At 41.1% G+C, this 13,394-nt stretch carries 14 protein-coding genes; 7 read left to right on the top strand and 7 right to left on the bottom strand.

From position 1 onward, the window contains the following. Positions 1 to 371: 371 nt before the first annotated feature. The 3 genes from ACFSCZ_RS11190 to ACFSCZ_RS11180 all read right to left on the bottom strand — a co-directional run bounded on the left by ACFSCZ_RS11190 (position 372) and on the right by ACFSCZ_RS11180 (position 4,574). On the bottom strand, positions 372 to 1,307 hold the full coding sequence (locus ACFSCZ_RS11190; RefSeq protein WP_380774017.1) for a dipeptidase: 936 nt from the start codon (positions 1,305 to 1,307) through the stop codon (positions 372 to 374). 14 nt (positions 1,308 to 1,321) lie between these two features. Then, on the bottom strand, positions 1,322 to 1,966 hold the full coding sequence (locus tag ACFSCZ_RS11185) for an SDR family oxidoreductase (RefSeq protein ID WP_380774016.1): 645 nt from the start codon (positions 1,964 to 1,966) through the stop codon (positions 1,322 to 1,324). A gap of 277 nt (positions 1,967 to 2,243) precedes the next feature. Continuing rightward, positions 2,244 to 4,574 carry a heavy metal translocating P-type ATPase gene (locus ACFSCZ_RS11180; RefSeq protein ID WP_380774015.1) on the bottom strand — a complete coding sequence of 777 codons (2,331 nt, stop codon included), beginning with the start codon at positions 4,572 to 4,574 and terminating at the stop codon, positions 2,244 to 2,246. 169 nt (positions 4,575 to 4,743) lie between these two features. Between ACFSCZ_RS11180 and ACFSCZ_RS11175 the strand changes: the two genes are divergently transcribed. Then, complete coding sequence (locus ACFSCZ_RS11175; RefSeq protein WP_380774014.1) at positions 4,744 to 5,028, top strand: hypothetical protein; 285 nt, start codon at positions 4,744 to 4,746, stop codon at positions 5,026 to 5,028. Positions 5,029 to 5,052: 24 nt separating this feature from the next. Here ACFSCZ_RS11175 and ACFSCZ_RS11170 read toward each other — a convergent pair whose 3' ends face one another. Together ACFSCZ_RS11170 and ACFSCZ_RS11165 are read right to left on the bottom strand one after the other, a co-directional pair. Further along, entirely contained in the window at positions 5,053 to 5,397 is a 345-nt protein-coding gene (locus ACFSCZ_RS11170; protein ID WP_380774013.1) for a hypothetical protein, read from the bottom strand. A gap of 136 nt (positions 5,398 to 5,533) precedes the next feature. Next, positions 5,534 to 6,946 carry a SpoVR family protein gene (locus tag ACFSCZ_RS11165; RefSeq protein ID WP_380774012.1) on the bottom strand — a complete coding sequence of 471 codons (1,413 nt, stop codon included), beginning with the start codon at positions 6,944 to 6,946 and terminating at the stop codon, positions 5,534 to 5,536. A 164-nt stretch (positions 6,947 to 7,110) separates the two neighbouring features. Here ACFSCZ_RS11165 and ACFSCZ_RS11160 point away from each other — a divergent pair, with 164 nt between their 5' ends. The 3 genes from ACFSCZ_RS11160 (at position 7,111) to ACFSCZ_RS11150 (ending at position 8,614) form a co-directional block, all read left to right on the top strand. Continuing rightward, entirely contained in the window at positions 7,111 to 7,368 is a 258-nt protein-coding gene (locus ACFSCZ_RS11160) for a YhdB family protein (protein ID WP_380774063.1), read from the top strand. Positions 7,369 to 7,706: 338 nt separating this feature from the next. After that, positions 7,707 to 8,150, top strand: coding sequence for a disulfide oxidoreductase (locus ACFSCZ_RS11155; RefSeq protein WP_380774011.1), 444 nt, complete (start codon positions 7,707 to 7,709; stop codon positions 8,148 to 8,150). Beyond that, on the top strand, positions 8,147 to 8,614 hold the full coding sequence (locus tag ACFSCZ_RS11150; protein WP_380774010.1) for a thioredoxin family protein: 468 nt from the start codon (positions 8,147 to 8,149) through the stop codon (positions 8,612 to 8,614). Before ACFSCZ_RS11155 ends, ACFSCZ_RS11150 begins: the two co-directional genes overlap by 4 nt. Positions 8,615 to 8,650: 36 nt before the next feature. Here the strand turns inward: ACFSCZ_RS11150 and ACFSCZ_RS11145 are convergent, their stop codons facing one another. Together ACFSCZ_RS11145 and ACFSCZ_RS11140 are read right to left on the bottom strand one after the other, a co-directional pair. Then, the gene (locus tag ACFSCZ_RS11145) at positions 8,651 to 9,055 is read right to left on the bottom strand and encodes a DUF5365 family protein (protein ID WP_380774009.1); all 405 of its coding nucleotides are present in this window, start codon (positions 9,053 to 9,055) and stop codon (positions 8,651 to 8,653) included. Positions 9,056 to 9,344: 289 nt separating this feature from the next. Beyond that, complete coding sequence (locus ACFSCZ_RS11140) at positions 9,345 to 10,175, bottom strand: aldo/keto reductase (protein WP_380774008.1); 831 nt, start codon at positions 10,173 to 10,175, stop codon at positions 9,345 to 9,347. A gap of 153 nt (positions 10,176 to 10,328) precedes the next feature. Between ACFSCZ_RS11140 and ACFSCZ_RS11135 the strand changes: the two genes are divergently transcribed. Genes ACFSCZ_RS11135 through ACFSCZ_RS11125 form a run of 3 tightly spaced genes read left to right on the top strand, consistent with a single transcriptional unit; the run spans position 10,329 to position 13,309 of the window. Beyond that, the gene (locus ACFSCZ_RS11135; protein WP_380774007.1) at positions 10,329 to 10,949 is read left to right on the top strand and encodes a DUF47 domain-containing protein; all 621 of its coding nucleotides are present in this window, start codon (positions 10,329 to 10,331) and stop codon (positions 10,947 to 10,949) included. 14 nt (positions 10,950 to 10,963) lie between these two features. Continuing rightward, the gene (locus tag ACFSCZ_RS11130) at positions 10,964 to 11,962 is read left to right on the top strand and encodes an inorganic phosphate transporter (protein WP_380774006.1); all 999 of its coding nucleotides are present in this window, start codon (positions 10,964 to 10,966) and stop codon (positions 11,960 to 11,962) included. A gap of 48 nt (positions 11,963 to 12,010) precedes the next feature. Beyond that, positions 12,011 to 13,309, top strand: coding sequence for an NCS2 family permease (locus tag ACFSCZ_RS11125; RefSeq protein WP_380774005.1), 1,299 nt, complete (start codon positions 12,011 to 12,013; stop codon positions 13,307 to 13,309). Positions 13,310 to 13,394 lie beyond the last annotated feature (85 nt).

Raw genomic sequence — 13,394 nt, 5'->3', positions numbered from 1 at the left:
CTTTTAAGGTCTTTTGCCCCTTTCACAAAAGAAAGACCCTGGCCATTTGAACCAGGGTTTTTCTGTAGAAACGAAACCACTCCAGCTTTTTGAGCATCCGGGTGTCGCATCTTCATTTTTTTACAATATAGATGCCAGCCCGTATAAGAGTATCATCGGAACCTGGCTGAGTTATCAAGGCCGAGACAACCCCATTCGTACCTTTTCACCATTTCATATGACAATACTCCTATAGATGTCAAAACATGGCAAGATCAATCGTTGTCATAAAAAAATGAATATCCTCCCAAAATTCTCCGCACCCAAGTTTTTTTACAATCGATAGTGAAAAATGATTGGAAAGGGCTAATAAATATATTATTTCCGCTCTCTTAACGCATTAATTCCCAATTAGACAATACATGTAAAAAATTTTTCCCTGCAAAACCCATGACTTGTTCTTCAGAATAATATTTTAATAGTTCATTAATCAAATTTTGATATCTCGAGGCATTTTCAAGCCCTGTAACGTATTGATCAATCCCATCAAAATCAGAGCCAAACCCGATATGGTTTACTCCGCCCAATGAACAGAAGTGGTCAATATGTTTGATAAGATCTGAAATATTCGCTTTTCCATCCTGGCTAATAAACTCCGGATAGAATACAACATGGACCATACTGCCTTTTGAAAACAGGGCTTCAGCCTGCTGATCCGTCAAGTTCCGTGGGTGAGCGCAAAGGGCTTGAGCATTGGAATGGCTGGCAATTGGATAATGAGCCATTTCGATGACGTCCCAAAATGCTCTTTCACTTAAATGAGATACATCTACCAAGATCTTATGCTCATTCAGAAATGCTGCGGCTTCCCTTCCGAATGAAGTAAGTCCGCCACCACGCGGCTCCCCGGCTCCATCAGCTGCCAAATTGGCCAAATTCCAGGTTATACCAACCGATCGTATACCTATATGGTACAGATGACTAAGTTTTTGAAGGTCGTTTCCAATACAATCAATACCTTCCAATGTGAGGACGGCACCAATTTCTCCGGGTTTCAATTCATTTATATCTTCCCAGCATCGGATGTGTTTGATGTCTTCGTTCTTTCCAACTATTTCCGTGTAAAAATAATTGACTTGCTCGATAGCTGCCTGAAATTGCATGTCCGACTTGACTTCAGGAGGAATAAAAACAGCAAAACACTGAACTTTCACACGCCCTTCTTTTAAGCGCTCTTTATTAGAGTCCAGCTCTTTGGAATTTTTGAAGTTCAGTTTGCTCTCCCATAATTTCCACAGAACATCACAATGCAGGTCAATAACGTTCATATTCACCCCGCCCATCAAATTTTTTGCAAGGCTTCTCTAATCGGAAGATTACCCGAAACAAGGTCAAAAGATTTCTTAAATGTATTTTCTTCTCTTAGGCATTCCAATACGGTTTTTGCCACATCTTCCCGTGGAATATTACCTCTTTCAATCCCTTCACCTGCGGATACCTTTCCGGTACCGGCATCGTTCGTCAAACCGCCAGGCTTAACAATGGTATAGTTTAGCTTGCTTTGTATCAACGCACGGTCCGCATAATGTTTGGCAACATAGTAATGTTTGATTTTCTCATTCCAGTTTTCCCTGTTATTAGCCTGAAAAGCGCTTACCATCACAAAGCGGTTAATCCCGGCCTTTTCAGCAGCTTCTATCGTTTTAACAGCTCCATCCAAGTCAATCAGCAGAGTTTTGTCTGCTCCGGTATGACCGCCTGACCCGGCTGTAAAAATCACAGCATCAAACCCTTTCATAAGCTCAGCCAAGCTTTCCGCACTGCCTTCTAAATCCCCAAGGACCACATCGATTCCTTTTTCTTTAAAGGTTTCTTTCTGCTCGGCACTTCTGACCATCCCAATACCTGTATACTCACCGCTTTCCTTCATCATATTCATCATATGACGACCGATTTGGCCATTTGCACCTACAACGAATACTTTCACAATATTCATCTCCTTTGGAATCTTGTTCTAACTCTTCATCTTGTTCTATCTTATCGCAAGAAATTGATTTATGCTTCCATCTTGCTTCTCGGCAAGCATACAGACATAAAAAATGTACAAATATTTCATATGCACAGTCATTATCCATTTAAACAGGATTGTTTATCGGTAAGAAGTTCCGATTAATGATTCCAAATTCATTTAATGATTAAAGATCGGGAAAGTGTTACCGATAACGGGATGCCATGTGAACCGGATTCAATATTTGCGATCGCTGTCAATTGAATTTTTTCAGGCGCAGTGAATTGGTTATCACAGAAACGGAACTAAATGCCATGGCGGCACCAGCAACCCATGGAGCCAGCAAGCCTGCGGCAGCTATTGGAATCCCTGCTGAATTATAGGCAAGGGCCCAGAAAAAGTTTTGCCGGACATTTCTCATAACGGCGTGACTCAATCGGAAAGCTTTGGATACCAGATCCAAATCTCCTCCCAGAATAGTCAGATCGGCTGCTTCTATGGCAATATCCGTTCCCGTTCCCATTGCAATTCCCACATTTGCTTCAGCAAGAGCCGGAGCATCGTTGATCCCGTCGCCTATCATCGCTACAATTTTGCCCTGGCCTTTGAGCTTCCTTATTTTTTCTGCTTTTTGTCCCGGTAATACGCTCGAATATACATGTTCAATCCCTAGATCCCGGGCTATAGCCATTGCAGGCCTTTCATGATCACCCGTCATCATCTGCACTTCTATTCCTTTTTCCTTCAATAGACTGACCACTTCTCTTGCACCGCTTTTTATAGTATCTGCCACTGCAATGATTCCTGCCAGCTTACCGTCAATGGCTATAAATATAACTGTTTTTCCCTGGCTCTCCAGCTCCTCTGCTCTTTTCAGCTTATTTTGGTATAACACCATATGATGGCTCATCAACTTTCTTGATCCCGCTATCACGTGATGTCCTTCAATCACCGCATGTACACCTTGCCCTGTTATTGTTTGAAGTTCCGATACGGCCTCTCTTTCCACTTTCATCTGTATTCCATAATGGACGACTGCTTTTGCCAAAGGATGTTCAGACCCATACTCAACTGAAACAAGATACGAAAGGGCTTTGTCGTGATAAAGTTCGATGTCTGTCACCGCAGGTTTCCCCTCGGTAATCGTGCCTGTTTTATCGAAAATAACAGTATTTACTTTATGCATTATTTCCAAATGCTCTCCACCTTTAAAGAGGATGCCCGTCTCGGCTCCTTTACCAGATCCCACCATGATGGATGTTGGAGTTGCAAGACCAAGAGCACACGGACAGGCAATAACCAATACAGTGATCGAAGACACTAGTGCTCTTTCAACATTTCCGGGATCTATCAGAAAAAGCCATGACAAAAAAGTAAGGAGTGCAATTCCTGCCACAACAGGAACAAATACACTTGAAATTCGATCGGCAAATCTTTGGATTGGAGCCTTGCTTCCTTGGGCCTCTTCTACAGTCTGAACAATTTTGCCCAGTACCGATTCTTTTCCGATTTTAGTTGCTCTCATATGAACCATGCTATTCTTATTGATAGTAGCCCCAATGACCTGATCTCCCGGCCGCTTCACTGCCGGAATAGACTCGCCGGTGATCATCGATTCATCTATGGCTGTTTCACCAAATATGACTTCCCCGTCAACGGGTATTTTCTCGCCTGGACGGACAACCAGGACATCACCCGCTTTCACCCCTTCAATGGAAATTTGCTTCTCTGTTATTCCAAGTAAGATATTTGCTTTTTTTGCCTGTAAATTTAATAAGTGAGCGATAGCTTGGGTTGTTCTGCTTTTTGCCCTTGCTTCCAAAAGCTTCCCCAGCAGGATTAATGTGATTAAAACAGCACTCGTCTCAAAATAAAGATGTGGTTCATACCCGCGGTAAAGAAAAGACCGGACGCCTTCCAAAACACTGTACAAAAAAGAAGCAGACGTTCCAATGACCACAAGGACATCCATGTTAGCACTGTGATGGCTTAATGACTGATAGGCTCCTTTATAAAATTGGGAACCCGCATAAAATTGAATGGGTGCCGCCAGCACAAACTGGATCAAGGGGTTAAGCAGTATGGCCGGCACCGGCACTGCCCAATTCCCCGGAAGATGCCCCAGCATCGTATATAGTAATGGCAACGATAAGCATGCAGAAATAAAAAACTTTTGTTTTTGCTTTTTGTATTTTTCCGCCCTGGCCTTTTTTTTATCTGCTTCTGCTGATTTCACTTTTGCTCCGTAACCGAGATGCTGGATTTTTTCTATTACGTCATTAGTCGAAACAACATCTTCTATTATTTTAAGAACACCCGTTTCTGTTGCCAAATTTACGTTTATCGACTCAATTCCCTTCATTTTCTTTAAAACTTTTTCAATCCTTGCTGTACAGGCTGAACAGGTCATTCCGTCAATATCTAAACGGAGCACTTTCTTTTTTACCTGTCGATTTACAATTTTCTTATGATCAATAGCAATAGCAGCAGATCCTCGGTCTAAAGCAAATTTTTTATTTGAATGTCCTGCCGGCTTCCCGCTTATCGTTTTTTCCATTTGTATAGAGTAAGCTTTTTTCACCTGCATCCCCTGCTCTCTTCTTTTTGAATGGTGCGGGTTAAGTATGTGTTTCTATGGACAAGCATATGACGGCTATCAAAAAACATTCCTGAAAGCATCCAATTTTGAAAGATCAATCATATCATTTTTGGTTTAGGGCACGTTATAATAAATAATCATTTAAGGTGTGAAAAATATGGAACCATTTCCAGTCATCCATACCAATTTTTGGGACTCTCTCATTGCTGTACCGGCTGTTTTGGCAGCCACTCAAATGATTAAATTTTTTCTTCCGATACCACGTGTACTTATTCCGACTGTCGCCAATATCCTGGGATTATTGTTTGCTTTATGTATTGCCCACCGCTTTCATTTTTGGGGAGCAATTTTTATGGGGCTTTTTTACGGTAATGCAGCGGTCGGTGTCTATGCATCTTTAAAAACTTCCTGGGAAGCGTTCCGAAACAAAAAAAGACAGTAAAAAACACACGGATTTTTCGTGTGTTTATGTCTGAAATCCAATCATTTTTGCTTCCTCGCCTGCACCGGTCAGCTCTTCTGCAGGGAAGGTAACTATAGATGCAATATATTCCCATTTAATCAATAGGTGAGTAGGGCACCTTTGCGAAAACTGGTCGGCTTTAGGTACCGCTGTTCCGTCATCATCCAGCACCTTTGTTCTTTCATAACAAGGATTTTCTATCCAGATTCCCATAGATTCTGTATAGATCAGTTTCGCTACACACCACTTATCCGGGTAATAAATTCCCGTGACAGGTCCGGTCATGGCTTCAGGCAAATGCTTAAATTTGATTTGAATTTTCTGGTTAATATAACTATCAAGAAACATACAACGCTCCTCCATTCTCGTGTATCCTGTATTTACATACTTCCTTTTCTGCATTTTTTAAAACATAAAAAACACACCGCTGCATGGTGTGCTTTGGAATAATTGATTTCTCCATAAGGCAATGGTTCCTTGCTCACTACAAGAATTTACGCTGAATGTTTTTTCCATCGTAGCTGAAGAGCATAGGTCTATTTTCCACGACGCTTTCCAAATGTACTGCTCTTCCCCATAACTGGTAAATATACGGAAGAACTTTCTCCAAATACTTTAAATCCAATTCGACCCCTTCGTAAGAATGCTGAATATACAATTCACCGTTTTTCATATAATCGCCATCATTGACCGTTAAATAAGGAAAACCCCCATTCACTCTCATATTGACTAGCTGATCACGGACTTCCTCCCATTGTTTATCAACAATTTTATATTCTCTTCCCTGTTTTTGGAATAAATACATATCTTCCCGTGTTACCAGGTCTTTTGTTAAATAATTCCTGAGAAAAGAAATATCCGAATCCAGCTCACGCACTTCAAATATTTTTTCCCTTCCGGAGCCGGGCTTTACACCCTGCTTTTTTAAATCATCATCGGGATGGTCCCAGCGTTCTTCTATATTTTCAAAAATTTTCAGACCCAAATAATACGGATTGATGCTTGTTTTGGATGGCTGAATCACTCCGGCGTTCAGTTTCGCAAACTCTATTGCTTCATCACTTGTTAAATCCATCTCACGAATAATCCTTTGATGCCAATAGGATGCCCATCCTTCATTCATGATTTTCGTTTCAAGCTGGGGCCAAAAATACAGCATTTCCTCACGGACCATGGTCATAATATCCCTTTGCCAGTCTGAAAGTTCGCGGCTGTATTGTTCAATAAACAACAACAAGTCTTTTTCAGGCTGGGGAGGAAACTTCTTTTTGCGGCGTTTTCTTTCTGGTTTCTTTTTTGGCTGGTCCAATTCCCACAAATCATCATATTCCGTAGCAGAAGCTTCTTCTTCCTCCCATTCGTCTTCCTCATCATCCAATGTCCAATCTAACGCCGGGCGAAGCAGTGATGGGTCAATATGTTCCTCAATTGAAAGGACAGCATCCAAAAATTCCTCGACTTCCCGCCGCCCGTATTCAATTTCATACTGCCTGATTCTTTCTGCAGTGGCAGCCATACTCTCAACCATATCCCGGTTTGTATTTGAAAAACGGACATTATTTTTGAAAAAGTCACAATGTGCAAGCACATGGGCCACGATTAATTTATTTTGAATTAAGCTGTTGGAATCAAGAAGAAAAGCATAACAGGGATTTGAATTAATCACGAGCTCATATATTTTACTCAACCCAAAATCATAATGCAGTTTCATTTTGAAAAACTGCTTTCCGAAGCTCCAGTGGGAAAAACGAGTCGGCATTCCGTATGCTCCAAATGTATAGATGATATCTGCAGGGCAAATTTCATAGCGCATAGGATAAAAATCCAGTCCAAATCCGCTGGCAATTTCAGTAATTTCACCAATGGCTTTATTTAACGCTTTTGCATCCGTACTCATGAGTATTCCCTCCTTTACCTACAATGTATGACCTCGGAAGGCTAATCATGAAAGACATCTTTTTATTCAAAAATTGGCAGACGCAATATGGGCAATGTCAACATTTACACCAAGAGGATTTTCTGAAATAGCCCATACTAGATATAACTCCTAAAAAGGAGGGAATCGACTTGATCGACTATGATAAGGCTCTTTACTATACGCATCGGTCCGAATGGGATAATTTGATCATTCTCATGGTCAGGACTAAGGATGATATGCTGTCGAAAAGAATTGAGCGTTTTTTGCATGCGTATTACTTTTCAAAAGATTACACACTGATTGAGCGGCAGTTATTTTCGCTCCTTCGTTTTTTGGAGCATGCAGCAGAAGTCACAGACCATCAAAATGTTTTTGATGAACATTCGCTGATCCAATTATAATTCGGCTTTCGGGATTTTCCCGTAAGCCGTTTTTCTTCATATGTTTTTTTAAATTGCTTTGCGAATAGGGGGTTAATCTGAAGGCAAGGTTGTCCTTGTGTTAGGAACTGAACAGAAGGGCTGCTGCCCGACACATCGCAGACAAATGTATTCGGGGAAATTGCATTTTTATCCTGACAAAACCAGAGAACCGGGGTACGCGGCGTATTCTTTTCCTTCCTGGCTCCTTACCAAATATTTAACAATCTTGTTACAAGCACCTATATTTTTTACATCCGGCGGTCATTAATACTATAATCAAAGTATTGTTAATCAAACAGATGAAGGCAGTGATGGAGATGGAATCCAAAAAAGCAAAAAAACAGGAAAACTTGCTTTTTTTTTCATGGGCTGTTTCGGTAGTTGCCACATTAGGCAGCTTATATTTTTCTGAAATCCAACAGTTTGAGCCATGCGAACTTTGCTGGTACCAAAGAATTCTCATGTATCCGCTGACCATTATACTCGGTATTGCAGCTGTAAAAAAACAAGCGGGCATCGCTATCTATACCGCTGTGCTCTCTGGAATCGGAGCATGCTTTTCCTTATATCATTATCTTATTCAAAAAGCGGATTTTTTTTCTTCAAGTGCTCCTGCGTGCGGGAGGGTCCCATGTACAGGCCAATATATCAACTGGATGGGCTTTATCACTATTCCGTTTCTGGCACTCGTTGCTTTTTCCATAATATTGATCGTTAGTGTAGTATTATTAAAGTCCTTAAAGGGGGAAAAACAATTATGAAAAAACTTATCATATTCTTAGTTGTGATCATTGTAATATTTGCAGGAATTGCAGGTCTTACGAAGTATCAGCAATCTAAAAAAGCAGAAGGAAATGTTTATCAAAAAGACGATCTTCATCCGGCCACTATTGACCTGCTGGACGATCCTTTATATGATAACATCATTTTGCCTAAAGATTTGGAGGAAAAGTTGGCGAACAAAGAAGATGTGACTGTTTACTTCTTTAGCCCAACCTGTCCGCACTGTATCAATACGACTCCCAGGTTAGTGCCGGCAGCCGAAGCGGCAGGGGTTGATGTATATAAGTTTAATTTGCTTGAATATGAAGACGGATTTAATCAATATAGGATTAAATACACACCTACACTCATGCACTTTAACAATGGTGAAGAAGACGGGCGACTTGTCGGCGAACAGTCAGAGGAAGATATTGAAGCATGGTTGAAGGAAAATGTTAAATAGGAAAGATTAAGCCGGCCATTGATTGGCCGGCTTTGGTTATAATAAGTATTGATTGGCAGCAGTTGCAAACATCGTATATGCCAAGTCTTCTTTATGGAGCAGGCAAAATTGCGTATATGTAAAAGGAAAAGAGATACCATGTTCTTCCAAAATATGTTTGTTTTTTATAAACATGCGCTGATAATCTTTCCGTTCACCCGGTAAAGATGTTGTTTCCAGCATAGAAATAAGCACTTGTAAAGCAGCAATAATCCGGAAGGCATCCTCTGCCGAGTTCAGCCATTCAACCCCTGTTTCGGGTGTTTTTAATACGCTTAATCTTTTCATATCCCTAATTTCTTCTTCAGTAAAATATAAAGGAAATACTGACTGATACAAGTGGCTAATTAATTCTCGTATCATCTCTTCTTGTTTCAAACTTGCCGCAAACACAACTTTCATAACTGACCCTGCCTTTAATTTTATATATCTTGCTATTAAGGATAACACAGGTCTGACGGCCGTTCTTATGGTAATGGAAGGAAATAAAATGGAATTTTTTTAAAGTAGTGAAAAAGGATTGGATTATATCTAAAAGGGAAAGAAGTAAACGATGTTCTATCGTTTACTTCTTTCCCGTTGTTGAAGAGTTAAATCAATATCTTTATACATGAATCGTTGAAGGAAATTGCATCTTCCACATCAGTCTGCCAGTCAGTCACAGATGGTGGAAATAAGCTTACGCCTTCTCTTACGAAAAATTAAGATTGTCCGGGTCTGGTCCGTACCGCTCATCCATATTCAAGGCGCTGATTTTATTCATTTCATTCATGGATAGTTCAAAATCAAACACGTCGGCGTTCTCTCGGATTCTGTCTTTATGGATGGATTTTGGAATGACAATCACGCCATTTTGCAGGTGCCAGCGCAGAATAATTTGAGCTGGAGTTTTCCTGTGTTTCTCAGCCAGATGTTTTAATGTGGGTTCTTCCAGCAACCTTCCCCGAGCGATAGGAGACCAGGCTTCAACCGCAATATTTTGCTCTTGGCAGTATTCACGCAACGGCTCCTGCGATAATCGGGGATGAAGTTCTACCTGGTTTACAACAGGCTTTTCGTTACTGACGGCAGCGAGTTCCTCCAAATGATGGATTTGAAAGTTGCAAACACCGATGGCCTTGACGGCTTTTTCATCATACAGTCTTTCTAAGGCACGCCACGTATCTTTGTATTTACCCTGAACAGGCCAATGAATCATATACAGATCCAGGTAATCCATATCAAGTTTTTTCATACTCTGCTCAAAAGCCCTTAGCGCAGCATCGTAGCCTTGATCCGTATTCCAGACCTTGGTTGTAATGAACAGTTTTTCTCTCTCGACATCTGATTCTTTTACCGCTCTTCCAACAATATGTTCATTTTCATATAAGGTGGCTGTATCAATCAGCCTGTATCCGGTATTTACAGCATAACGAATGGATTCGGCGGATGTTTCTTCCTCTGTCATTTTATACACTCCAAGGCCTAAATACGGCATTTGTACTCCGTTATGGAGTGTTTTGGCAGCATGTATATTTTTCATCTTCTGTTCCCCTCCTTTTCTCCATTGTACGTTTTCATGGGACAGAGTACGAATATTTTGTATAATTTTCGATTCAAACTTTTATATTCCCCCAAGTTGAGCTAAAATAATAACACTTGCTAAATACATTGGAAAAGAGGATGGTAAAATTACATGGCTATATATAGGAAAAAAGATAAGTTTGCCATTTTATTGGAGAAAATTGCGGCAAATTTAAAAGAGAGCGCTGAGTATTTTTGCAATTACAAGCTTGGAAATAAAGATGATACACATATTTTTGCAGAAAAGATGAAAGAGTATGAAAATCTGGGTGACTCCCTTGTTCACGAAATGATTACAGAATTAAACAACTCTTTTATTACACCAATTGAAAGAGAGGACCTTTGGGACCTTTCCATGATCATGGATGATGTACTGGATGGGATGGAACATACCGCCGGCCTGTTTGAAATGTATCGAATTGTCCAAGCTGATGAATATGTAGTCGCTTTCGTTGAGGCTATTCTTCAATGTGCTATCGAGATAGAAAAGGCAATTGGAATTTTATTCAGCAAAAAGCTGCCAGAAGTTCGCCCGCACGCTATTAAAATAAAGGATTATGAATCCAAATGCGATGACATTCTGCGTGAAGCAATGACCAACCTGTTTGCAAAGGAAAAAGATCCGATCCAGCTGATTAAATATAAGGAAATCTATGAACATATGGAGCAAATTGCAGACGACTGCCAAGGCGTCGCCAATACATTAGAAAGCATTGTTATGAAAAACGCATAAGGGAGCCTTAATGAATGGATTCAATTTTGTTAATAACCATAGTGATTGTTATACTTGCTCTTTCCTTCGATTTCATCAATGGGTTTCATGATACAGCCAACGCGATAGCCACATCTGTATCAACGAAAGCTTTAAGGCCCCGAGTGGCTGTAATCCTTGCGGCCATTATGAATTTTTTGGGGGCCATGACCTTTACCGGTGTAGCCAAGACCATTACAAAGGATATCGTGGATCCATTTACATTGGATAACGGGTCTGTCGTAATTATGGCCGCCCTTTTATCAGCCATTGCCTGGAACTTGATTACCTGGTATTTTGGAATTCCAAGCAGTTCTTCGCATGCGCTGATCGGGTCTATTGCGGGTGCAGCCATTGCAGCATCCGGCATGCAGATCCTTAACTACAATGGATTTATAAAGATATTGCAGGCTTTAATTTTTTCGCCGGTCCTTGCATTTATACTGGGATTTATCATTTATACCATTTTTAAACATTCTTTTAAAAATTTCAATTTGGCCAAAACCAATAAACGATTCCGCTACTTTCAGATTGTTACTGCATCCATGCAGGCGTACACTCATGGCATGAATGATGCACAAAAGGCAATGGGAATCATTACAATGGCTCTGATTGCCAACAATTTTCATACGACGACTGATATTCCCTTTTGGGTACAATTTTCGTGTGCGCTTGCCATGGGATTGGGTACTTCTGTCGGCGGATGGAGGATTATTAAGACAGTCGGAGGGAGAATCATGAAAATCAAACCTGTCAATGGTGTAGCAGCGGATTTAAGTTCTGCACTTATCATATTTGGTGCCACCTACATCCATCTTCCGGTCAGCACCACCCATGTCATCTCCTCTTCCATACTTGGTGTCGGAACGTCACACAGGGTAAAAGGGGTTAAGTGGGATACGGCCAAAAGAATGGTGATGACTTGGTTTATCACATTGCCTATTACCATTTTGCTCTCTGCATTGTTTTATTTCTTTTTGGCTGTGTTTATGTAAACTCTGCAATCCTTTGATAAGGATTGCTTTTTGTTGGAGGTTGTAAGGTTGTTTAAATTACAGGAAAATCAAACGACAGTAAAAACAGAAATTTTGGCGGGAATTACGACATTTTTGACGATGGTATATATTGTTGTAGTGAACCCTATTATTTTAAAGGATGCCGGTGTACCTTTTGAACAAGTGTTCACTGCGACCATTATTGCTACAGTCATCGGCACCCTATGGATGGCTTTGGCGGCCAATTACCCCATTGCCATCGCTCCGGGAATGGGATTAAATGCTTATTTTGCCTATTCCGTAGTCGGGACGCACAACATATCCTACGTGGCTGCGTTCTCCGCAGTATTTGTGGCCGGTATCATTTTTATCATTTTATCCTTAACACCCTTTAGAAAAATATTAATAGAAGCGATCCCTGCCAACTTAAAAAGCGGAATAACAGCAGGGATCGGCCTGTTTATCGCTTTCATTGGCTTGAGGATGTCCGGAATTATTGTTGCGCATCCATCTAATCTCGTTGCATTGGGCGACCTTCACTCTCCTAGTGCTCTGCTCACCCTGCTTGGTCTGGCAGTGACACTCATCTTGATGGCCCGTAACATCCATGGGGCACTATTTATCGGCATGGTCATTACAGCAGCAGTTGCTTTTTTCACCGGACAACTTTCATTTGACCAAGGTTTTATACAAATACCTTCCCTGCCGGAAGGTTTGATTGTAACCAACCCGTTTGTTGCCATAAGTAATGTAGCAGAGCATTTCCTCTATGCAGTTGTCTTCTCCTTCCTGCTTGTTACGATTTTTGATACAACCGGTACGATGATCGGTGTTGCCCAGCAAGCGGGATTGATGAAGGGAAACACCTTCCCTCGTGCGCGGCAGGCACTCCTGGCAGATTCGGTTGCTACAACTGCCGGAGCTATGTTTGGAACGAGCCCGACCAGTGCTTACGTCGAATCATCATCAGGCGTGGCTGCCGGTGGGCGGACAGGCTTAACGACCTTAACCGTTTCTCTCCTGTTTATAGCGGCAGCTTTTTTCGGACCGCTGGTAAGCGCTGTTTCCGGATTATCTGCCATTACAGCACCTGCCCTTATCATCGTAGGAAGCTTAATGATCGGGTCTGTGTCCGATATCAACTGGAAAGAGATCGATGAAGCCTTTCCGGCATTTTTAATTATCTTAAGTATGCCCCTTACATCCAGTATTGCCACAGGAATCGCTTTGGGCTTTATCTCATATCCTTTAATGAAAGCCGTGAAAGGAAAATGGAGAGAGGTTCACTGGCTTGTATATATATTTTCTGTACTGTTTTTCTATCAATTGGCATTTGTCCCTCATTAGAGAACTATAATTAAAAAGACGCTGTGTGGATCACCGCAATCATGCCGTTTGCATATTTCTGCATGTGCTCAATCCCTGATGGCCT

Origin of the sequence: Siminovitchia sediminis (assembly GCF_042680885.1) — a bacterium.
In the GTDB taxonomy this organism is placed as follows: Bacteria; Bacillota; Bacilli; order Bacillales; family Bacillaceae_C; genus Siminovitchia; species Siminovitchia sediminis.
This window is presented reverse-complemented; position numbering and strand designations above follow the sequence as displayed.